Genomic DNA, 21,728 nt, shown 5'->3' on the forward strand with positions numbered 1-21,728 from the left:
ACACGGGACAATCACCGGGTGGAATTGATCCTCGTCGTCGTCGGAGCCATCCTCGTCACCGCAGCCGCACATCGGCGCGGTCAGGAACCCGCCCTGATCATCGTGGTGATCGGCAGCCTGGTGTCGTTCCTTCCCGGCTTCGAACCCCCCGAACTCGATTCCCACATCCTGCTGACGGTCGTGCTGCCGCCGCTGCTGTATTCAGCCGCCCTCGACTTCTCTTTCCCGACCTTCTTCCGCAACATCCGCCCGATCTTGGGCCTCGGCGTCGGACTGGTGGTCGTGACCGCCTTCGCGGTGGCCGCGGTGTCATCGTGGTTGGTGTTGGTGCCGTTGACCTTCGGGCTGGCGCTCGTGCTCGGCGCAATTGTCGCGCCTCCCGACGCGGTGACCGCCGTGGCCGTCGGCCGCAAACTCGGTCTGCCCAAACGGGTGATGGCGATCCTCACCGGCGAGAGCCTGATCAACGACGCCGCCGCACTGACTCTGTTCTCCATCGCGGTGGCCCAGGTGGCCGGCAGCCACACCTTCATCGAGAATCCGTTCCTGCTGTTCGGGTACAGCGCCACCGTCGGCCCGCTGGTCGGTGCGCTCCTGGGTTATCTGACGCTGTGGATCCGCAAGCATCTGGACAACCCCGGCCTGGAAACGGTGCAGGGCTTGGTGGTTCCGTTCGCCGCGTTCATCACCGCCGAGGAGTTGCATGCCTCGGGCGTGCTGGCGGTGGTGGTCGCGGGCTTTGTAGTAGGCAACGGCGCGATGGGCGCGGGGTACCAGACCCGGCTGCAGGAGCGTTACGTCTGGAACTCGCTGGACGTGCTGCTCGAAGCGTTCGTATTCGCCTACATCGGGCTGCATCTGCGGTTCGTGCTGCAAGACCTCAACGAAGCTCACGAGTCACTGGCCGTCGTCGCGGTGGCCTCGGTGATCGTGTTGCTCATCGTGCTGGTGATCCGCCCGCTGTCGGTGTTCCTGATGTTCGGGCGTAACAAGCTGTCCCGGCACGTGGAGAGCAAGTTCAGTGTGCCGGTGCCCGACGGCGCCCGCGGCGCACTCGGCCGGCGTAACCGAAAACCCAAGGCGCGCTGGCGCAGAATGATCGACCGTCGCTCGCTGAGCTGGCGCGAGAACCTCGTGGTGTCCTGGACCGGCATGCGCGGCGTGGTGACATTGGCGGCGGCCGCTGCGATTCCGGCCACCACCGCCGGCGGCGAACCGTTCCCGGAACGCGCCACCATCCAGGCCATCGCGTTCGTGGTGAGCGTGGGCACCCTGCTGATCCAGGGCTGGACCCTGCCGCTGCTGATCCGCCGGCTGAACCTGTCCCGGTTCTGCGACGACCACGCCGCCGACCGGGAGGAGGAACTCAAGGCCGAGCGGGTGGTGCACGATGCGGCCGACGAGGTGCTCGATGCGTTCGAGGCAGACCCGCCCGAAGGTTTGGATCCCGGGCTGGTGGCCGAGATTCGCGCGGTGATCGCCCGGCATTCGCAGGACGCCGACGAGATGCCCGACCCCGAGGCGCTGACCAAGCGGGCCGCGGTGTTCTCGGGCCTGTACCGCGATGTGCTCGCGGCGCAACGCGGTGCACTGATCGCCGAGCGCGACGAGGGCCGGATCGAGGATGAGGCCGTGCGGGCCATGCTCGAGCGCCTCGACCTGCAGGAGGCCGGGGTGTCCGCCCGCTTGGAGAGCCGCCTCTGAGGTTGCGTCTGCTCGGCAGGGGATCAGAAGCCCCCGAAATCACCGCCGAAGTCGCCGAAGCCGCCGCCGTCGAAGCCGCCGCCGTCCCAACCGCTGGCGTCGGTGCCGCCCCAGTCGCCGCCGCCGGCATCGCCACCGTCGAACCCGCCCGAATCCTGACCCGCGGCGAACCCGTCGGAATAGCCGTCGCCGTAACCGCTTTCGAAGCCCTGGGCGCCGTAGTTGACCCCGTGCATACCGGAGAACATCGCGTCGAACAGCAGGACCGAGCCCAGGCCCCAGGCGCCGGCCACCAGGGCCGGCTTCCACCACGGTTCGGAGTACCAGCCGGCGGGCACCGGTCGGCCGGCCACGCGGCCGCCGGGGTAGTAGTTCGGGGTGCGCTGCGACGGCGTCGGGGAGGCCTCGATCTCGCGGCCCTCGAAGTTGACCCGACGGTCCTCGGTGACCGTGCCGGCCGACTGCTGCCCGGCCAACGCCTCCAGCTCGGGGCCGGGGTCCATGCCCATCGCGGTACGGGCCGCGCGCACGTAGTAGAGCCCCTCGATGGCGCTCTCCTTGGCCAGTGCGGCCTGCTTGGCGGTGGTGGCCTGATCGATCTGTGAGGATGCGGCGGTGTACCGCTCGGAAGCGTCGGCAAGCGCCTGCTTGGAGGCATCGTCGGTACCGGTCAGGTTGAGCACCTGCCCGCCGAGACGTTCGATCAGCCGGCGCGCGTCAGCCTTGGCGTCGGCCAGGGACTCCGCCGAACGGCGGCCGTTGGCTTGCGACGAGCTGTAGACGGCGAACGCGATCGCGCCGATGACCAGGATGATGAGGACCAGCAAGACGCCGTTCATGGCGTCCAGCGTACCGACGGGAAATGGTGCTTCCGGGTTCTCGAAGGGAACTCAAATTACGCCGAGAGCGGAGTACACCTCGTTGGACAGCGCCACCGTCCGCGGGTCGGCATTGCACTTGGTGGCGTCGAAATAGTTCATCACGTACGCGTAGCCGATCCGGTGCTCCAGGTCCACGAACGCGAACGAGCCACCCGACCCGCCATGCCCGAAGATGCCGGTGTTCGGCCCCGCCACACCGCGCTGGTTGAGCATGTAGCCCAGACCCCAGCCGTGGTCGGCGACGCGGGCTCCGAGCACCACGTCGACGTCGAAACCGCCCTGCGAAACCCGACAGCGTTCCATGTGTTCGCGGGTCAGCAGCTTTTCCTGGGCCAACGCGTTGTAGAACGTCGCCATGCCGAGCGCCGACACGTGCGCGTTGGTGCTCGGGAACTCCGCCGCACGCCACGCATCAAGTGCCTGCACACCCAATTCGTCGTCCGGCACGAAGTCCATCGACACCGCCCAACCGGCCATCGGATGCTCGTCGAGGGAGGCAGGCGGTCGGTCGACCTGATTGTCGGCCAGCAGGCTGCGTACCGATGGCTTGTTCACCATCTCCGCGCACCGGTGATGCTGCCAGGCGGGCAGGCCGATGTGGACGTCGGCGCCCAGCGGTTCGGCGACCTCGGTGCGTAGATAGTGACCGATGGTGCGGCCCGTGACCCGGCGCACGATCTCGCCGAGAATGAACCCGAACGTCACCACCTGATAGCCCTGCGCGCTGCCCGGCGGCCACCATGGCGTCGCGGCGGCGATCCGAGCGCACACCGTGTCCCAGTCCGTGACCTGCTGCCAGTCCATCGGTTCGCGCGGGCCGATCACGCCGGAGCGGTGACCCAGCACCATCGCGATCGTGATGTCCTGTTTGCCGGCCTGGCCGAACTCAGGCCAGTAGCGGGCTACCGGAGCGTCGAGGTCGATCTCGCCGCGGTCGGCCAACAGATGGATGCAGGTGCTGGCCAGACCTTTGGAGCCGGAATACACGCTGGCCAGGGTGTCCTGTTGCCACGGTCGGGTGCCTGCCGCATCGGCCGAGCCGCCCCAGAGGTTGACCACCAGATCACCCTCGACCCACACCGCGACCGCGGCGCCCACCTCCCGACGGTGGGCGAAGTTGTCCTCGAAGGCATCGCGCACCCGGGTGAATTCCGGTGCGCAGGTGCCTGCGATGACGGTCGTTGCGGGCATTCGTCTCCCTGCACAGCTGTGGCGGGTTTTGCGGCAGCGGTGCTCTGTCTGATTTGAGCTGCCGTCTTCAAGATCGGTCGACAGTCCCCACCTGTTACTCACGGTAGGCCGGAGACGACCGCGAAGCACCCCCTCGGCCACGGATCGCAAGCCATTCGAGACGGGGTCGTGATGCTGGGTGCTGATCCACCGCCGCTTTCTACCTCTGGGTTGTGGATCGCGCGTGGGCACAGCCCTGCGGTCGAAATCGGCGAGCCTGAGTGCGTCAGCGCCGACAGAGTTCGGTCAGACCGGGACCGTGCAGCTCATCGGCGACCGCCTCGACGCGTCCGGTCATCGCCAGCAACAGCGCCTCGCCGGGTCCACGGATCTCCAGCCCGCTACCGGCCGACCAGTCGAGGTCGGTCGCGATAAATCGCAGACCGCGGGTGTGCCGAGCACCGCCGATCACCGGGCTGACGCGGGCGAATGTCAATGCTGCCGACAGCGGTTCGGCGGCGATCGTGCGGGGCAGCCCGAGCGGCCGCCGGATGTCCTGCTGATGGATCAGGCATTCGATCAATGCCACCCGGCTGCCGAACAGCGCGCCCGCACCGGAGGGGTCTGCACCAGAGCGCATCAGTACTCGCAGCCGGTCGGGCGTGAGGCCACTGTTGCTCCGGCGCGCCGATTCGTTGAGCCGGTCGACATTCCCGCGTGCGGCCAGCATCGCCGCGGTCAGCCCCATCCTGGTCTGTCCGAGGTATGCGGTCGTGTGTGCGACGACGTCACGGACATTCCAGTCGCCACACAAAGTGGCTGCCAGCCACTGCTGCGGACTCAAGTCGTCCAGCAGATCGGCGAATTCCTGGCGTTCCTGGCGGGCCAGGGAACGGACGCTGAACAGATGGTTCTTCATCAGCCCCCGTCGCTCGAAAATCTAACTCAGCCAACGAGACTAATCGGGCTGCTCGAGCACAGCACACGCGAAGCGACCCCGCCGATCATGGGGGAGGATCGGCGGGGTCGGCGGTGATCTGGCTCAGTGTCCGACGGGTGTACCGCGCCGCCCCGTCAGCGCCGTGTAGATCGCGATCAGCACGATCGCGACTACTACACCGACTATGAACGGGACGATTGCGAATCCGCCGTTCGAGTTGGTGTATCCGACGGCAGCGGTGAGCCAGGACCCGATGAGGGCGCCGGCAATGCCGAGCACGACCGTCATGAGTGTGCTGACATTCTGCCGACCGGGCATGATGAGCCGCGCCAGTGCGCCGATTATCGCACCGACGACGACTGCGGTGATAATTGCTCCGATCATCTCGTTGCCTTTCGTCCAAACCGGCTTCTTGCAAGCGGTGTGATACACATCACTTTCCTCTCATTTTCGACAGTCGGCCAGTTTTGAGACGTGCGCGATATCCGACAGCGGCCTACTCGTGGGTAATCGGCCGCAGTGGGCGACCGGGCGGGATAATTCGGTGCCATGACCACCGCGCTGTGGGTTCTTGTCGCGGTATTCGCCGTCGGCGTCGTCGCCGGAGGGCTGTTGCGCATTCGTGCCTGGCTGCAAAAGCCGGTACCGCCCGAGGTGATCGAGGCGGCACACCGCGACGATGACAAGGACGACTAGCGCCATGAGAATCACGCTCGGAACAGCCCTCGCGGCAAGCGTTCTGGCGCTGGCGTCGCCGGTCGCTCACGCGGATCGGATCGAACCACCGCCGCTGTATGGCTTCTACGACCTGTTCATCGATTTCTCGAAACAGACATTCAACGGAATGCCGACGCCGATGCATTCGATGACCGTGCCCGCCGAATTCACCACGCGGTGCGATGTCGACGGATGCATTGCGCGCATGGACAACGCGGACGATCACGCCCGCAACCCGGGCGCCCCGGTGGCCTATGAGTATCGCTGGAGCGGCGATCGCTGGGAGACGGGCGGGCAGTACCCCTACTTCTGTGACCGCAACGATCCGGGCAGCGCCGTGCCGGCGCAACGCTCGGACTACTGGATCCCGAATCCTGACGGCAGCTTCTTCGGCGAGCGCACGCTCGTCATCGGGGGAGCGGGATGTCCTGGTGAGGGGCCGGGCACGCATTGGCTGCCGATATCGCTGACGCCCATCGATCCGCCGTCGGACGTGCCCCGATGAAGGCTGGACAAACCAAAAACCGCCCGTGAGGGCGGTTCGTTTGGAGCGGGCGACGGGAATCGAACCCGCGTAGCTAGTTTGGAAGACTAGGGCTCTACCATTGAGCTACGCCCGCAAGTGCAGCATCAGCACTGTACCGGTGTGCCCCCGATCAAAGCCAATTGAATGCTCCGTGCCGTGACCACGTAGTATCTCGCGTGGTCCATTCGTGGGTTTTGCGCGGCGGATCGACCACCACGGGGTGTAGCGCAGCTTGGTAGCGCATCCGCTTTGGGAGCGGAAGGCCGCAGGTTCAAATCCTGTCACCCCGACTCACCCGCCAGTACGACCAGGACTATCTAGGAGCAGGAACAGTGAAGAGCACAGTCGAGCAGCTGAGCCCCACCCGGGTGCGCATCAATGTGGAGGTGCCCTTCACCGAGCTTGAGCCTGATTTCGATCGCGCGTTCAAGGCGTTGGCCCAGCAGGTCCGTCTGCCCGGCTTCCGTCCGGGCAAGGCCCCGCGCAAGTTGCTGGAGGCCCGCGTCGGTCGCGGTGCCGTGCTGGAGCAGGTCGTCAACGACGCGCTGCCGAGCCGCTACAGCGAGGCCGTCACGGCTTCCGACGTCAAGCCGCTGGGTCAGCCCGAGATCGAGGTGACCAAGCTTGAGGACGGCCAGGAGCTGGCGTTCACCGCCGAGGTCGACGTGCGTCCCGAGATCACCCTGCCCGAGTTCGACGCGCTCAAGATCACCGTCGACCCGATCGAGGTCGACGACGAGGCGGTCGATGCCGAGCTGCAGTCGCTGCGCGCCCGTTTCGGCACCCTGACCGGTGTCGACCGCGGTGCACAGGAAGGCGACTTCGTCTCGATCGACCTGTCGGCCACCGTCGACGGCAACGAGGTGCCCGAGGCCGCCACCGAGGGCCTGTCGCACGAGGTCGGTTCCGGTCAGCTGATCGAGGGCCTCGACGAGGCGATCACCGGCCTGAAGGCCGGCGAGTCCAAGGTCTTCACCACCAAGCTGGCCGCCGGCGAGTACGCCGGCAAGGACGCTGAGGTGACGGTGACCGTGAAGTCGGTCAAGGAGCGCGAGCTGCCTGAGGCCGACGACGACTTCGCCCAGCTGGCAAGCGAATTCGACACCATCGATGAGCTCAAGGAGAGCCTCACCGACCAGGTGCGGCGGGTCAAGAGCGTGCAGCAGGCCGAGCAGATCCGGGACAAGGCCATCGAGGCGCTGCTGGAGCAGACCGAAGTTCCGTTGCCGGAGAAGATCGTTCAGGCCCAGATCGACGACACGCTGCACAACGCGATCCACGGTCTCGACCACGACGAGGACAAGTTCGCCGAGCAGCTGACCGAACAGGGCAGCAGCCGTGAGGAATTCGACGCGGAGAACAAGGCGAACGCCGAAAAGGCCGTCAAGACCCAGCTTTTGATGGACGCCGTCGCCGACAAGCTCGACATCCAGGTCGGCCAGAACGATCTCACCGAGCGTCTCGTGCTGATGTCGCGCCAGTACGGCATCGAGCCGCAGCAGCTGATCCAGATCCTGCAGCAGAACAATCAGCTGCCGGCCATGTTCGCCGACGTGCGTCGCGGCCTGACCATCGCCGCTGTGGTGCACGCCGCCACCGTGACCGACACCGACGGCACCGTGATCGACACCACGGAGTTCTTCGGCCCGGCCGAGGCTGCTCAGGCCGAGGGCGAGCAGAGTGACGAGGCCGCCGACAAGGACGCCGACGCCACCGAATGACGCTGTGAGCGAACGCGCCCCCGTACGGGAGTGCGTGGCGCCCCAGTTTCGTTAGTGTCGTCAGTACCAACGCGTGAGAGAAAGCAGGTATCCAGTCGTGACTGACATGCGTTCGAACGGGAGCGGGTTCAGCCTCGTCGACTCCGTCTATGAGCGCTTGCTTGCCGAGCGGATCATCTTCCTGGGTTCCCAAGTGGACGACGACATCGCCAACAAGCTGTGCGCGCAGATCCTGTTGCTGTCGGCGGAGGATCCGACCAAGGACATCCACCTCTACATCAACTCGCCGGGCGGCTCGATCAGCGCCGGTATGGCCATCTACGACACGATGGTGCTGGCCCCGTGCGACGTCGCCACCTACGCGATGGGCATGGCGGCCTCGATGGGTGAGTTCCTGCTCGCAGCGGGCACCAAGGGCAAGCGTCACGCCCTGCCGCACGCCCGGGTGCTCATGCACCAGCCGCTCGGTGGCGTCACCGGCAGTGCTGCGGACATCGCCATCCAGGCCGAGCAGTTCCACGTCATCAAGAAGGAAATGTTCCGGCTCAACGCGGAATTCACCGGCAAGTCCGTCGAGCAGATCGAGGCCGACTCCGATCGTGACCGCTGGTTCACCGCGCAGGAGGCGCTGGAGTACGGCTTCGTCGATCACATCATCACCAGTGCCAACCTCAACGGTTCGGGCCCGACGGCAGGACTAGACAAATGACCGATCAGATTCATCCGTCATTGGACCCCCGCGTGCAGCCGCAGGCTCGCTACATCCTGCCGTCGTTCATCGAGCACAGCAGCTTCGGCGTCAAGGAATCAAACCCGTACAACAAGCTGTTCGAGGAACGCATCATCTTCCTCGGCGTGCAGGTGGACGATGCGTCGGCCAACGACATCATGGCCCAGCTGCTCGTGCTGGAGTCGCTGGATCCCGACCGCGACATCACCATGTACATCAACTCGCCCGGTGGCTCGTTCACCTCGCTGATGGCGATCTACGACACCATGCAGTACGTGCGCGCCGACATCCAGACGGTGTGCCTCGGTCAGGCCGCCTCGGCCGCCGCGGTGCTGCTGGCCGCGGGTACGCCGGGTAAGCGTCTGGCCCTGCCCAACGCGCGCGTGCTCATCCACCAGCCGTCGCTGTCCGGAGTGATCCAGGGCCAGTTCTCCGACCTGGAGATCCAGGCCGCCGAGATCGAGCGGATGCGCACCCTGATGGAGACCACGCTGGCCCGCCACACCGGCAAGGATCCCGAGCAGATCCGCAAGGACACCGACCGCGACAAGATCCTGACGGCCGAGGACGCCAAGGAGTACGGGATCATCGACACGGTCCTGGAGTACCGCAAGCTGTCCGCGCAGAGCAGCTAGTACCACCAGCGGCAACCTCCGCCCGATGACACACGCCCTGCCCGGTCACCTCCGGTGCGGGGCGTGTGTCGTCAGGCAGGAGGGCGGAAAACCAGCTGACCTGCGACTGCGTCGGTGTTCGAGCGATCCAGGTAGCCTCGACCGCGGCGAACACCACGTTCGGATCACATCGCTCGGCTATTCGGCCTGGCTCCGTTACGACACGCCAAGGACACAGTCAGCGTGCCGACGGGTGACCAGCCGTCAGGAGAGATATGTTCTCCTGCACGTGAACAAATACCACCGGAGCGATTCGGCCTTATCGGTCGCACCGCGACGGAACGAACGGGTAGCGTCGGGTTTACGCCCGAGGTGACCCAGCAACTGGCGTAACGACAGACTGCGAACAGGAAGTAGGACCCCCCCACATGGCGCGCATTGGAGACGGCGGTGACCTGCTGAAGTGCTCGTTCTGCGGCAAGAGTCAAAAGCAGGTCAAAAAGCTCATTGCCGGCCCGGGCGTGTACATCTGCGACGAGTGCATCGATCTGTGCAACGAGATCATCGAGGAGGAGCTCGCCGACGCTGACGACGTCAAGCTCGACGAGCTGCCGAAACCGGCGGAGATCCGGGACTTCCTCGAGGGTTACGTCATCGGACAGGACACCGCCAAACGCACGTTGGCGGTGGCGGTCTACAACCACTACAAGCGCATCCAGGCGGGGGAGAAGTCCCGCGATTCGCGCTCGGAGCCGGTCGAACTGACCAAGTCCAACATCCTGATGCTGGGGCCCACCGGCTGCGGTAAGACCTACCTGGCCCAGACGTTGGCCAAGATGCTCAACGTGCCGTTCGCCATCGCCGATGCCACCGCCCTCACCGAGGCCGGCTATGTGGGCGAGGACGTCGAGAACATCCTGCTCAAGCTGATCCAGGCCGCCGACTACGACGTCAAGCGCGCCGAGACCGGCATCATCTACATCGACGAGGTCGACAAGATCGCCCGCAAGAGCGAGAACCCGTCGATCACCCGCGATGTCTCCGGCGAAGGCGTGCAGCAAGCCCTGCTGAAGATCCTGGAAGGCACCCAGGCCTCGGTTCCGCCGCAGGGTGGCCGCAAGCATCCGCACCAGGAATTCATCCAGATCGACACCACCAACGTGTTGTTCATCGTGGCGGGTGCCTTCGCGGGCCTGGAGAAGATCGTCTCCGACCGGGTCGGCAAGCGCGGCCTGGGCTTCGGCGCCGAGGTGCGGTCCAAGGCCGAGATCGATACCCAGGACCACTTCGCCGAGGTGATGCCCGAGGACCTGATCAAGTTCGGTCTGATCCCCGAGTTCATCGGCCGTCTGCCGGTCGTGGCCTCGGTGACCAACCTGGACAAGGAATCCCTGGTCAAGATCCTCTCCGAGCCCAAGAACGCCCTGGTCAAGCAGTACGTGCGGCTGTTCGAGATGGACGGCGTGGAGCTGGAGTTCACCGACGAGGCGTTGGAGGCCATCGCCGATCAGGCCATCCACCGCGGCACCGGTGCCCGCGGTCTGCGCGCCATCATGGAGGAAGTCCTGCTGCCGGTGATGTACGACATCCCCAGTCGCGACGACGTCGCCAAGGTGGTCGTCACGAAGGAGACCGTGCAGGACAACGTGCTGCCGACCATCGTGCCGCGTAAGCCGTCGCGGTCCGAGCGTCGCGACAAGAGCGCCTAGGTTCTACGCCGAGATTGCACTGAGGGTCGTGATCCCAGCCGGATCACGACCCTCAGTGCAATCTCGACAACAATCGGCGTAAGCCGGCGCTATATCGGCGTCACCGACCGCAAAAGCGAATACGCGGAAGCCAGGTCGTCGCCGCTGTCGACGTAGAGCGCCAGTAGCAGGTGACTGGCATCGGTGACGGCGGAGCCGTAGAGCGCTGGCAGGCGCGCATCATCGTGGTCCTCGGCCAGCCGATATGACAGGCACAATGATGTGCCGGACGCCCACTCCGCATGGTCGTACGCGAGTGGACTGATCTTCGTCCGGAACTCGGCGCGCCGTTCGGCGGCGGTTGTGTATGTTTCGTCGCCCCATGCGGACAACCAGGCAGTCAAGCCCGGCCGCCAGAACACGAGGCTGCCGTCCTCTATGCGCTGGTTCATCGGCTCGGGCAGAGTCAGCGCCCAATTGCGGGTGATCTGCTGATAGCCCGAGCGGGTCGGGAAGTTCGGATTGAGGTAGGCCGAGGTATCGGCATCAGGGTCGGTGGGCGCGCCTTCGGGATCCTCGACAAAGCCGTCGCCGCTGCGGATGAACGCTGCCCCGGGCGGAGCATCCAGGTAATCGATGATCGCTCGGTCGTAGTTGGCGAGGGTGTTCAGCGAATACAGTCCGAGATTCGCCGGGTCGTCCACGTAGTCCTGATCTTCGTCCCCAGCCAGGAAGTTCCATCCTTCGCCGTCGCGATACATATATCCGACCGGCGCACCTTCGACCATGATGCGATCGGATGCGTAGCACGCGTAGTTCGGTGCGAGGCCGTTGACGATCTTGTCGGGCGGCAACCAGAAGTTCTTGGTCATCAGCGCGTCACGCGGTCGGGCCGGGTGTAGACGTTCATCGAGTCGCCCCGCAGGAAGGCCACCAGGGTCAGGCCCGATTGCGCGGCCAGATCGACTGCCAGCGACGAGGGCGCCGACACCGCGGCCAGAATCGGAATGCCCGCCATCACGGCCTTCTGGGTGAGCTCGAACGAGGCCCGGCCGCTGACGAGCAGGACCGTACCGGTCGACGGGATCCGGTTGTGCTCCAGTGCCCAGCCGATCACCTTGTCCACGGCGTTGTGCCTGCCGATGTCCTCCCGGACGACGAGCATGTCGCCGCCGGTGGTGAACAGCGCGGCGGCGTGCAGCCCGCCGGTGCTGTTGAAGACCTTTTGCGCCTCCCGCAGTTGCGCGGGCATCGCCGAGAGCGCGGTGGCGGCGACGGTCGACGGGTCGTCGCCGGGGCAGTGCTTGCTGCTCAACCGCACCGCCTCCAGCGAAGCCTTGCCACACACACCGCACGACGAGGTGGTGTAGAAGTTGCGGGTCACGTCGACGTCGGGCGCCGGGACATGTGAGGCCAAGGTCGCGTCGAGCACGTTGTAGGTGTTGACCCCGTCGTCGTCCGCGCCCCGGCAGTAGCGCACCGCCACCAGGTCCTCACGTTGCGCGATCAACCCCTCGGTCAGCAGAAAGCCTTGGGCCAGTTCGACATCGGCGCCCGGCGTGCGCATCGTGACGGTGATCGGTGTGCCGTCGACCCGCAGCTCCAGTGGTTCCTCGACCACCAGGGTCTCCGGGCGGGCCTCGGCGACGGCGCCGCTCAGATGGTGGGCGCGACGGCGAGCGGTGACCCGACCCACTAGGTGCGCTCCAATCGGATCACGACAGCCTTCGATACCGGTGTGTTCGACTTCTTGGCCGTATGGTCAAGTGGCACCAGCGGATTCGTCTCCGGGTAGTAAGCCGCGGCATTGCCCTTGGGGGTGGAGTACTCGACGATCAGGAAGTCCTTGGCGCGCCGTTCCTGACCGTCGAACTCCGACACCAGATCCACCCGGTCTCCTGCCTTCAGGCCCATGGCGTCCAGATCCGCGGGGTTGACGAACACGACCCGGCGGCCACCCTTCACACCGCGGTAACGGTCGTCGAGCCCGTAGATCGTGGTGTTGTACTGGTCGTGACTACGCAGCGTCTGCAGCACCAGGCGGCCCTGCGGTACCGGCACCCATTCCAGCGGCTGAACGGAGAAGTTGGCTTTACCCGTGGTGGTGCGGAATTCGCGGGAATCACGGGGTGGGTGCGGCAGCTGGAACCCGTCGGGCTGACGCACCTTGCGGTTGTAGTCCTCGCATCCGGGCACCACGTCGGCGATGGCGTCACGGATGCGGTCGTAATCGGCGTTGAACTGCTCCCACGGCACCGGATGGTCCGGGCCCAGCAACACGCGGGCCAGCTGGCAGACGATCGCGACCTCGCTGCGCAGGTGCTCGCTCGGCGGAGTCAGGCTGCCGCGTGACAGGTGCACCATCGACATCGAATCCTCGACCGACACCATCTGCTTTCCGGCGGCCTGGAAATCCTTGTCGGTGCGCCCCAGCGTGGGCAGGATGAGCGCGGTGCGCCCGTGCACCAGGTGACTGCGGTTCAACTTGGTCGAAATCTGAACGGTCAGGGCACAACTGCGCAATCCGGCCTCGGTGACTTCGGTGTCGGGGGTGGCCGAGACGAAGTTGCCGCCCATCCCGACGAAGACCTTGGCGCGGCCGTCGCGCATGGCGCGGATCGCGTCGACGGTGTCGTAACCGTGCTTGCGGGGGCTGGCGATGCCGAACCTGTTGTCGAGCGCATCCAGAAACTTCTCGGGCATCTTCTCCCAGATGCCCATGGTGCGGTCGCCCTGCACATTGGAGTGCCCGCGGACCGGGCACACGCCCGCACCTGGCTTGCCGATCATGCCCCGCATGAACAGCAGGTTGGTGGCCTCGCCGATGGTGGCCACGGCATGGCGGTGTTGGGTCAGGCCCATGGCCCAGCAGATCACCGTGCGCTCCGAGGCGATCAGCATGTCGGCGACGCGGCGAAGCTGGGTCTCGTCGATGCCACTGGCCTCGGTCACCGTGGCCAAGTCAACCGCGCGGGTCTGACGGGCGTACTCGTCGAAGCCCGCGGTATGGGCCTCGATGAACTCGCGGTCCAACACCGTGCCCGGGGCGGCCTGCTCGGCTTCCAGCAGCAGCCGGCCCAGGCCGGCGAACAGGGCCATGTCCCCGCCGAGCCGGATCTGGACGAACTCGTCGGCGATCGGGATTCCGTGCCCGACCACACCACGCACCTTCTGCGGGTCCTTGAACCGGATCAGCCCGGCCTCGGGTAGCGGATTGATCGCAATGATCTTGGCGCCGTTGCCTTTTGCCTTCTCCAGCACCGACAGCATGCGGGGATGGTTGGTGCCGGGATTCTGCCCGGCGATCAGGATCAGATCGGCTTCGGTGACGTCCTCGACGGTGACCGAGCCCTTGCCGATGCCGATCGACTCGGTCAGGGCGGTGCCGGAGGATTCGTGGCACATGTTCGAGCAGTCGGGCAGGTTGTTCGTGCCGAAGCTGCGCACGAGCAGCTGATAGAGGAACGCAGCTTCATTGCTGGTCCTGCCGGAGGTGTAGAACAGCGCCTCATCCGGAGAGGCGAGCGCATTGAGGTGTTCGGCGATCAACCGGTAGGCGTCATCCCACTCGATCGGCCGGTAATGCGCGTCTCCGGGTGCGAGCACCATCGGCTGGGTCAGCCGGCCCTGCTGGGACAGCCAGTACTCGGGTTTGGTCTCGAGCTCGGCGATGGTGTGGCGGGCGAAGAACTCGGGTGTCACCACGCGTTTGGTGGCTTCCTCGGCGACGGCTTTCGCGCCGTTTTCGCAGAACTCAGCCAGTTTGCGGCCCCCGTGCTCCTCGGGCCATGCGCAGCCCGGGCAGTCGAAACCGTGGCGTTGATTGAGCTTGGCCAGCGCGGCGGCGGTGCGTAGGGGACCCATCTGCTCGAACCCGCGCTGCATGCTGACCAGGACTGCCTTGACGCCGGCGGCCTCGTCTTCGGCGCCGGTGGTGATGACGTGGTGCTCGTCGTAATAGGCGTCGATGTCCTTGGCGCTGGTCATGAACCCAATCTAGTCCTCGAAAACGGTCGGACCGGCCGGTTGGCGGGCGTCCATATTCGAGTTTTCACATGCAGTGATAGATGCTTTCTATCGAACGGTGACGGATGTGGGGAGCCCATGGCGAGTGACGTGCTGCTCCAGCAGCTCGACTATCTGCTGGCGCTGGCGACCGAGCGGCACTTCGGCCGGGCGGCCGCGCGGTGCCACGTGAGTCAACCGACGCTGTCGGTGGCGATCCGCCGGTTGGAGCGCGAGTTGGGCATCGTCATCGTGCAGCGGGGGCAGCGGTTCGAGGGGTTCACCGAAGAGGGGCAGCGGGTGGTGACGTGGGCCCAGCGGATCGTCGCGGAACGCGATGAGATGCTCGCCGATATCGATCGCATGCGTGGGCGGTTGACCGTCACGGCCCGCATCGGCGCGATACCGACGGCAGTGCCCACCGGCCCGTTCATCACCACGGAGTTCCTCCGCCGCAACCCGGCGGCGTCGGTACGCATCGAGGCGCTGTCGTCTCGCGAGATCGCCCGGCGGCTGGCCGATTTCGAGATCGACGCCGGGCTGACCTATCTCGATGACGAAGCGCCGCCCGGAACCCGGTCGGTCGAGATGTACCGGGAGCGCTATGTGCTGGTGGCGCCGGCCGATCACGCCCTGATGGCTCAACCGGAGATCACCTGGTCGGATGCGGCCGGACTGCCGCTATGCGTGCTGACCACGACTATGCGTAACCGGCGCATCCTCGATGCCAACATGGCCGCCGAAGGAGTGCGCTACCGCCCCGTCGTGGAGGCGGATTCGGTCGATGCGCTGTATGCGCACCTGACCAATTCACCGCGGGCGACCATCGCGTCCACCGCATGGCTGCCACAGCTCGGAGTGCCTTCCGGTTTTGCGGCGCGACCGATGGTGCAACACGGTCCGCGTCCGGCGATCGGGCTGGTGGTGCTCGACCGCGCGCCCGCCTCGATCGTGGCCGCCGCGCTGGTCGAGGTGGCTGCCGACCTGGACCTCGGCAGCCGCATCGACGGCTGGTGGGATTCGAGGGGGCAGGCCGACGCCGGACCGGCGTGACGTCTCCGACTCAGCCGGGCTCGGCGGTCGGAGCCGGTTCGGCCTTGACCGGGGGTGTGGCGGCAGGGGTGTCGGGCTTTGACGGCGGCACGGATTGGGTCACGGTCTCGCCGAACTGCATGGTGGATTGAGCTGAGGGCACGGAGATCTCGGGTGTGCTGTGAACCTGGTTTGTCTGTAGGCCCAAACCTGCCAGCGCTGCGACAGCGGCCAAGCCGGCGGTACAGAGGAGAAGTTTGATCTTTGCGTTCATGCGTCTCGCCATGTCCTTCGTTGCAACATCGACTATCTATGTGTTGAAGGTGAATCGAGCGTCCGGCATTCCACCCCAGGCGTGGTGATGTGGACCACATTCGGTTCTCGGCTGGGCGATTGAGCGGGGTCGGAGAGTGTGGTGATGGTCCTGACCGGGACACTGCATCCATGCCACGAGAGCTAGTCCCTGGGGTAACCGTGCTCGGCAACCTCGCGATCGACATCATCAACGGGGCGCCGCCGAGCCCGGGCGGGTGTGCGTCGTTCGCCGGTGTGGCACTGCAGGCTGCCGGCGGATCGGGCCGGATCGTGGCGATGGGCGCCGAACGCGACCACGTCCTCTTCGACGGGCTGCGTGCGCGGTTCGGGTCGTTGGTGCAGATCCTGCCCTCAGAGGTGACGAGCTCATTCAGCCTCGACTATGACGACACCGATCACCGGCACATGGGGGTGCAGGCGATCGGCCCGGTATGGAGCGCCACGGACATCGACGTCGCGGATCCGGCTACAACTTGGGTGCACCTGGCGCCCTTGTTGCGCACCGATTTTCCGGCCGGGACGCTTGCGGCCCTGGCGGCGCGGGGGCATCGGCTCGCCTACGACGGGCAGGGGCTCGTACGTGCGGACCGTTTGGGGCCGCTGGTCGAGGACCGTCACTTTCCCGCCGACTTGCTGGCCGATGTCGACATTCTCAAGCTCGCCGAGGACGAGGCGGTGATCGTCGCCGACGGTCGGTTCGACGCGTCGACCGCGCAGCGGCTCGGCGTCGCGGAGATCCTGGTGACCTACGGCTCGGAGGGGTGTGACATCTATGTCGAAGGTGCGGTGGAGCGCGTGCCGGCCGCCTGGCGGGTGCTGGATGTCCAGACCACCGGGGCGGGCGACATGTTCACGGCCTGTTACGTCGCGCACCGCGCGGCCGGTCGCGATCCGCGGCGAGCGGCCGAAGCGGCCAGCGAACTCGTGGCCGGTGAGCTGGAGAAGCGCGCGCAGACGGGGGCACCCGGCCGCATGTAGCCGCAGGTCGAAGGCTAAACTCGACACGTGTCAAGAAACTGCTTGCTATTGCTAGCGGACAGCTACCGGCCGGTAGCTTTTTCCTTAGAGAATGACATTCTCCTAAACGTGACGAAAACCACAGTTTTGTCTCAAAACGGGCTTGTTCACGCCCGCGATCAGGACCTTCATTCCGAACCCACCCGCGTGTCGGGGGATGGCGCGGTGAAGTGCAGCCTAAGAGCAGTGCAATAATCGGTACTGGTAGTGACATCAAAATTCGGTGGACGTTTGATCCGGCGGCGCGTCACGTGACAGCGGCCCGGAAAGACGTGGTCAAAGAACGTGTGAAAGGCGGTAGCCGTGGGTGAGAACGGCAACGGCAATGGCGCCGCGCCGCGGCAGAAGCTCGAGAAGGTCGTCATCCGCTTCGCCGGCGACTCCGGCGACGGTATGCAGCTGACCGGTGACCGCTTCACTTCTGAAGCTGCACTGTTCGGCAACGACTTGGCGACCCAGCCGAATTACCCGGCCGAGATCCGCGCGCCACAGGGCACCCTGCCCGGTGTGTCGTCGTTCCAGATCCAGATCGCCGACTACGACATCCTCACCGCGGGTGACCGTCCCGACGTGCTCGTGGCGATGAACCCGGCCGCGCTCAAGGCCAACGTGTCCGACCTGCCTCGCGGCGGTCTGATCATCGCCAACTCCGATGAGTTCACCAAGCGCAACCTCGCCAAGGTCGGATACGACAGCAATCCGCTAGAGGATGACACGTTGTCCGACTACGTGGTGACCTCCGTTGCGATGACGACGCTGACCCTGGGTGCGGTCGAGGCGATCGGCGCCACCAAGAAGGACGGCCAGCGCGCGAAGAACATGTTCGCCCTCGGTCTGCTGTCGTGGATGTACGGCCGCGAGCTCGAGCACAGCGAGGCCTTCATCCGGGAGAAGTTCTCCCGCAAGCCCGACGTGGCCGAGGCCAACGTCCTGGCGCTGAAGGCGGGCTGGAACTACGGCGAGACCACCGAGGCCTTCGCCACCACCTACGAGGTGTCGCCGGCCAAGCTGAAGTCGGGCGAATACCGCCAGATCTCGGGCAACACCGCGCTCGCCTACGGCATCGTGGCCGCCGGACACCTGGCCCAGATCCAGGTGGTGCTGGGCACCTACCCGATCACGCCGGCCTCGGACATCCTCCATGAGCTGTCCAAGCACAAGAACTTCAACGTGCTGACCTTCCAGGCCGAAGACGAGATCGCCGGAATCGGTGCGGCCATCGGCGCGTCCTACGGCGGCGCGCTGGGTGTCACCAGCACCTCCGGCCCGGGTGTCTCCCTCAAGTCCGAGGCCATCGGCCTGGCGGTGATGACCGAGCTGCCGCTGATCATCATCGACGTGCAGCGCGGTGGCCCGTCGACGGGTCTGCCGACCAAGACCGAGCAGGCGGACCTGCTGCAGGCACTGTTCGGCCGCAACGGTGAGTCGCCGGTCGCTGTCCTCGCGCCGAAGTCACCGTCGGACTGCTTCGACATCGCCGTCGAGGCGGCGCGCATCGCGGTCGACTACCACACCCCGGTGATCATCCTGTCCGACGGCGCCGTCGCCAATGGCTCTGAGCCCTGGCAGATTCCGGACATCAGCAGCTACCCGGCGATCGAGCACAACTTCGCCAAGTCGGGTGAGCCGTTCGCGCCGTACGCGCGTGACCCCGAGACCCTGGCCCGCCAGTTCGCGGTGCCGGGCACCCCGGGCCTGGAACACCGGATCGGTGGCCTCGAGGCCGCCAACGGCTCGGGCAACATCTCGTATGAGCCCAAGAACCACGACCTGATGGTGCGGCTGCGTCAGGAGAAGATCGCCGGCATCGCGGTGCCGGAGCTGGAGGTCGACGACCCCACCGGCGATGCCGAACTGCTGATGCTGGGCTGGGGGAGCAGCTACGGGCCGATCGGTGAGGCCTGCCGGCGCGCGCGGCGCAAGGGCATCAAGGTGGCCCAGGCGCATCTGCGCCACCTCAATCCCTTCCCGGCCAACCTCGGGGAGGTGCTGCGCCGCTACCCGAAGGTGGTGGTGCCGGAGATGAACCTGGGCCAGCTGGCGCTGCTGCTGCGCGGCAAGTACCTGGTCGACGTCCAGTCGGTGACCAAGGTGGAGGGCATGGCCTTCCTGGCCGACGAGGTCGAGGGCATCATCGACGCGGCCCTGGACGGCACGCTCGGTGAGAAGGAAGCGGACAAGGCCAAGTTCGCGCGGCTGGCGGCGGCCACGATCGAGGAACCAACTGAGAACGCAGTGGGAGCGAACGCATGACTGACCTGATCGGTGCGGACCTCGGGCTGAGCGAAGCCCCGTTGAACAAGCACGCCCTGGTGCCCACCACCGACCAACCGCAGAAGGGCAAGGACTTCACCAGTGACCAGGAGGTCCGCTGGTGCCCGGGTTGCGGTGACTACGTCATCCTCAACACCATCCGCAACTTCCTGCCGGAGCTGGGCCTCAAGCGCGAGAACATCGCGTTCATCAGCGGTATCGGCTGCTCCAGCCGGTTCCCGTACTACCTGGAGACCTACGGTTTCCACTCGATCCACGGTCGTGCCCCGACCATCGCCACCGGCCTGGCGCTGGCCCGGCCCGACCTGTCGGTGTGGGTCGTCACGGGTGACGGTGATTCGCTTTCGATCGGCGGCAACCACCTGATTCACGCGCTGCGTCGCAACATCAACATCACGATCCTGCTGTTCAACAACCGGATCTACGGCCTCACCAAGGGCCAGTACTCGCCGACCTCGGAGGTCGGCAAGGTCACCAAGTCGACTCCGATGGGCTCGCTGGACTACCCGTTCAACCCGGTGTCGCTGGCGCTGGGTGCCGAGGCCACGTTCGTGGGCCGCGCGCTGGACTCCGACCGCAAGGGCCTGTCCGAGGTGCTGCGCGGTGCGGCCGAGCACCGCGGTGCCGCACTGGTGGAGATCATGCAGGACTGCCCGATCTTCAACGACGGATCGTTCGACGCCCTGCGCAAGGAGGGTGCCGAGGAGCGGCTGATCAACGTCAGCCACGGCGAGCCGATCAAGTTCGGCACCGATGGCGAATACTGCGTGGTCAAGTCCGGGTACGGCCTGGAGGTCGCCAAGACCGCCGACGTCGCGGCCGAGGACATCGTGGTGCACAACGCCGAGATCGATGATCCTGCTTACGCATTCGCGCTGTCGCGGCTGAGCGAGCAGAACCTCGATCACATGGTGATGGGCATTTTCCGTAAGGTCAGCCGGCCCACCTATGACGACGCTGCGCGTCAGCAGGTCAACACGGCGATCGAATCGAAGCCCCATGACACCGCGGCTCTGCAATCCTTGCTGCGTGGCAAAGACACCTGGACTGTCGACTAGCAGTACTGATCCGACCGACCAACAGCATCTGAGCACAGCCCCGCTCGCCGCGGTAGTTCTGGCGGGCGGGGCTTCGCGTCGCATGGGGCGCGACAAGGCGACGTTGCCGTTCGACGGCTCGACCATGGTCGAGCATGTGGTGGCCGCGGTGAGCGCGCGGTGTTCACCGGTTTTCGTCATCGCCGCTCCCGGCCAACCGCTGCCGGCACTGCACGCCGAGGTACTTCGTGACGAGGTGCGCGGTGTCGGGCCGCTGGTAGCGACGGGCCGCGGCCTGCGTGCCGTCGCGGAGGCCGGCCTGGACCGGGCCTTTGTGTGTGCGGTGGACATGCCGTATCTGTCCCCGGACCTCATCGACGCGTTGGCAGGCCCGGCCGAGCGATTACCTGCAGATATCGTGCTGCCGTGGGACGGCAGGGACCACTATCTGGCGGGGATCTACCGCAGTGCGCTCACCGAGCGGATCGCCGAGTTGGTGCGTGGTGGCCAGCGCAGCATGCGGGCGCTCGCCGAGTCCGTCGATACCCAACGGATAGTGATGGCACCGCAGCGGGCACTGACCAACGTCAACACCGCGGCCGATCTGCCCGGAACGTGAACCATCTGCCGACAAACGGTCAGCAAATTGCAAATTTGATGCCGAATCCGGCGCTATTTATCGTTTCGAAATAATTGGACGCCTATTAGAGGTGATTTGAGCTCTCGGAAGCCGAGTGAATTCGAGAAACGTCATATCGCGGTGCACTTCGGCTGTGCGCGAAAGCTTCTGGCCCTCAAGCGCATTCGTCTTGGCGTGCGGCAAGGGTGTCTTGCCGATATTCGCCGGTGCAGGTGCTCGGGGTAACCAAATATGTGACAAAATGCCCTTGACGGCTCTGTTTGTCCGATCAGGGCGATAGCCTGGGTTGCCGCAGAGGTGGCCGGGCTGGCTGACGTTTCTATCTCGTTCGGTCAAAGGTGTTGTGGCGCGGCCTGTTTGACAGGAAGGCTGTCGAGTTCGGCGGTGACCTCTTCGGCGGGGGCGTGGCCCGTCTGAGCGCCCTGCACGCGCGATAACCCTTGCGCACCAGTGGGATTGAAGGTTGCTCTGTGATGTCGAGAACTGGCGGTCTGCAGCGAACGGATTTCCTTGGCTCGGAGCGTAGTGACACTCGCCGATGGCATCTACCTGGGCTTTTTGTTGTCCCAACCGTTGTTTGCCGCTTACGGCGCGCCCCCGGCAAGTGGGCCAGCTCACAAAAAATGCGTGATGTGCCTCACGATCCGTTTACGCCGATCACGAAACGGTAACGGCGGGCACCCGCTGCTGACCTGCAGAAACGTTGTATTCAGCGTC

The 21,728-nt window shown here is 65.7% G+C and carries 20 protein-coding genes and 2 tRNA genes; 13 read left to right on the top strand and 9 right to left on the bottom strand.

What is annotated here, in order from left to right; all coding sequences use genetic code 11:
• Positions 1-18 precede the first annotated feature (18 nt).
• A complete protein-coding gene (locus K6L26_RS11935; protein ID WP_019345236.1) occupies positions 19-1,704 on the top strand; it encodes a cation:proton antiporter in 1,686 nt (561 codons plus the stop codon).
• A 23-nt stretch (positions 1,705-1,727) separates the two neighbouring features.
• On the opposite strand, the gene K6L26_RS11940 is transcribed toward K6L26_RS11935, so the two are convergent.
• From K6L26_RS11940 to K6L26_RS11955, 4 genes are all read right to left on the bottom strand, one after another.
• The gene (locus tag K6L26_RS11940) at positions 1,728-2,543 is read right to left on the bottom strand and encodes a DUF1542 domain-containing protein (RefSeq protein ID WP_019345235.1); all 816 of its coding nucleotides are present in this window, start codon (positions 2,541-2,543) and stop codon (positions 1,728-1,730) included.
• 51 nt (positions 2,544-2,594) lie between these two features.
• On the bottom strand, positions 2,595-3,776 hold the full coding sequence (locus K6L26_RS11945; protein WP_019345234.1) for a serine hydrolase domain-containing protein: 1,182 nt from the start codon (positions 3,774-3,776) through the stop codon (positions 2,595-2,597).
• A gap of 265 nt (positions 3,777-4,041) precedes the next feature.
• Positions 4,042-4,674 carry a maleylpyruvate isomerase family mycothiol-dependent enzyme gene (locus K6L26_RS11950; protein ID WP_245008721.1) on the bottom strand — a complete coding sequence of 211 codons (633 nt, stop codon included), beginning with the start codon at positions 4,672-4,674 and terminating at the stop codon, positions 4,042-4,044.
• Positions 4,675-4,797: 123 nt separating this feature from the next.
• Positions 4,798-5,079: a GlsB/YeaQ/YmgE family stress response membrane protein gene (locus tag K6L26_RS11955; RefSeq protein ID WP_019345232.1), complete on the bottom strand. Its 282-nt coding sequence runs from the start codon at positions 5,077-5,079 to the stop codon at positions 4,798-4,800.
• Positions 5,080-5,244: 165 nt separating this feature from the next.
• On the opposite strand from K6L26_RS11955, the gene K6L26_RS11960 reads away from it, so the two are divergent.
• The gene (locus tag K6L26_RS11960) at positions 5,245-5,391 is read left to right on the top strand and encodes a hypothetical protein (RefSeq protein ID WP_019345231.1); all 147 of its coding nucleotides are present in this window, start codon (positions 5,245-5,247) and stop codon (positions 5,389-5,391) included.
• A gap of 4 nt (positions 5,392-5,395) precedes the next feature.
• Positions 5,396-5,917: an MBOE_33420 family protein gene (locus K6L26_RS11965; protein WP_085140378.1), complete on the top strand. Its 522-nt coding sequence runs from the start codon at positions 5,396-5,398 to the stop codon at positions 5,915-5,917.
• Positions 5,918-5,958: 41 nt separating this feature from the next.
• Here the strand turns inward: K6L26_RS11965 and K6L26_RS11970 are convergent.
• Positions 5,959-6,032 (bottom strand) — tRNA-Gly (locus K6L26_RS11970).
• A 122-nt stretch (positions 6,033-6,154) separates the two neighbouring features.
• Between K6L26_RS11970 and K6L26_RS11975 the strand changes: the two genes are divergently transcribed.
• From K6L26_RS11975 to clpX, 5 genes are all read left to right on the top strand, one after another.
• A tRNA-Pro gene (locus K6L26_RS11975) sits at positions 6,155-6,228 on the top strand.
• Positions 6,229-6,270: 42 nt separating this feature from the next.
• Positions 6,271-7,659 carry a trigger factor gene (tig, locus tag K6L26_RS11980; RefSeq protein WP_064899430.1) on the top strand — a complete coding sequence of 463 codons (1,389 nt, stop codon included), beginning with the start codon at positions 6,271-6,273 and terminating at the stop codon, positions 7,657-7,659.
• A gap of 106 nt (positions 7,660-7,765) precedes the next feature.
• Complete coding sequence (locus K6L26_RS11985) at positions 7,766-8,368, top strand: ATP-dependent Clp protease proteolytic subunit (protein ID WP_019345228.1); 603 nt, start codon at positions 7,766-7,768, stop codon at positions 8,366-8,368.
• Positions 8,365-9,024: an ATP-dependent Clp protease proteolytic subunit gene (locus K6L26_RS11990; protein ID WP_019345227.1), complete on the top strand. Its 660-nt coding sequence runs from the start codon at positions 8,365-8,367 to the stop codon at positions 9,022-9,024. Before K6L26_RS11985 ends, K6L26_RS11990 begins: the two co-directional genes overlap by 4 nt.
• A 407-nt stretch (positions 9,025-9,431) precedes the next feature.
• Positions 9,432-10,712, top strand: coding sequence for an ATP-dependent Clp protease ATP-binding subunit ClpX (clpX, locus tag K6L26_RS11995; RefSeq protein WP_036393515.1), 1,281 nt, complete (start codon positions 9,432-9,434; stop codon positions 10,710-10,712).
• An 89-nt stretch (positions 10,713-10,801) separates the two neighbouring features.
• Here the strand turns inward: clpX and K6L26_RS12000 are convergent, their stop codons facing one another.
• The 3 genes from K6L26_RS12000 to K6L26_RS12010 are packed head-to-tail and all read right to left on the bottom strand — an operon-like array spanning position 10,802 to position 14,678.
• On the bottom strand, positions 10,802-11,563 hold the full coding sequence (locus K6L26_RS12000; RefSeq protein WP_019347756.1) for a DUF2185 domain-containing protein: 762 nt from the start codon (positions 11,561-11,563) through the stop codon (positions 10,802-10,804).
• Positions 11,563-12,387, bottom strand: a complete 825-nt coding sequence (fdhD, locus tag K6L26_RS12005; RefSeq protein WP_019347755.1) for a formate dehydrogenase accessory sulfurtransferase FdhD — start codon at positions 12,385-12,387, stop codon at positions 11,563-11,565. The genes K6L26_RS12000 and fdhD overlap by 1 nt, the downstream gene beginning before the upstream one ends.
• A complete protein-coding gene (locus K6L26_RS12010) occupies positions 12,387-14,678 on the bottom strand; it encodes an FdhF/YdeP family oxidoreductase (RefSeq protein WP_221853162.1) in 2,292 nt (763 codons plus the stop codon). The genes fdhD and K6L26_RS12010 overlap by 1 nt, the downstream gene beginning before the upstream one ends.
• A 117-nt stretch (positions 14,679-14,795) precedes the next feature.
• Between K6L26_RS12010 and K6L26_RS12015 the strand changes: the two genes are divergently transcribed.
• On the top strand, positions 14,796-15,749 hold the full coding sequence (locus K6L26_RS12015) for a LysR family transcriptional regulator (RefSeq protein ID WP_221853163.1): 954 nt from the start codon (positions 14,796-14,798) through the stop codon (positions 15,747-15,749).
• A gap of 10 nt (positions 15,750-15,759) precedes the next feature.
• Here the strand turns inward: K6L26_RS12015 and K6L26_RS12020 are convergent, their stop codons facing one another.
• Positions 15,760-16,002, bottom strand: a complete 243-nt coding sequence (locus K6L26_RS12020) for a hypothetical protein (protein WP_221853164.1) — start codon at positions 16,000-16,002, stop codon at positions 15,760-15,762.
• Positions 16,003-16,172: 170 nt separating this feature from the next.
• Here K6L26_RS12020 and K6L26_RS12025 point away from each other — a divergent pair, with 170 nt between their 5' ends.
• The 4 genes from K6L26_RS12025 (at position 16,173) to mobA (ending at position 20,990) form a co-directional block, all read left to right on the top strand.
• A complete protein-coding gene (locus K6L26_RS12025) occupies positions 16,173-17,021 on the top strand; it encodes a PfkB family carbohydrate kinase (RefSeq protein WP_221853165.1) in 849 nt (282 codons plus the stop codon).
• Between the two features lie 342 nt (positions 17,022-17,363).
• The gene (locus K6L26_RS12030) at positions 17,364-19,313 is read left to right on the top strand and encodes a 2-oxoacid:acceptor oxidoreductase subunit alpha (RefSeq protein ID WP_036393525.1); all 1,950 of its coding nucleotides are present in this window, start codon (positions 17,364-17,366) and stop codon (positions 19,311-19,313) included.
• Positions 19,310-20,392 (top strand): 2-oxoacid:ferredoxin oxidoreductase subunit beta, encoded by a 1,083-nt coding sequence (locus tag K6L26_RS12035; RefSeq protein ID WP_019345581.1) that lies wholly within the window; start codon positions 19,310-19,312, stop codon positions 20,390-20,392. The genes K6L26_RS12030 and K6L26_RS12035 overlap by 4 nt, the downstream gene beginning before the upstream one ends.
• Positions 20,393-20,420: 28 nt before the next feature.
• Positions 20,421-20,990, top strand: coding sequence for a molybdenum cofactor guanylyltransferase (gene mobA / locus K6L26_RS12040; RefSeq protein WP_076111537.1), 570 nt, complete (start codon positions 20,421-20,423; stop codon positions 20,988-20,990).
• Positions 20,991-21,728: the final 738 nt, after the last annotated feature.

The organism is Mycobacterium farcinogenes, from assembly GCF_019739075.1.
GTDB classification, from domain to species: Bacteria; Actinomycetota; Actinomycetes; order Mycobacteriales; family Mycobacteriaceae; genus Mycobacterium; species Mycobacterium senegalense.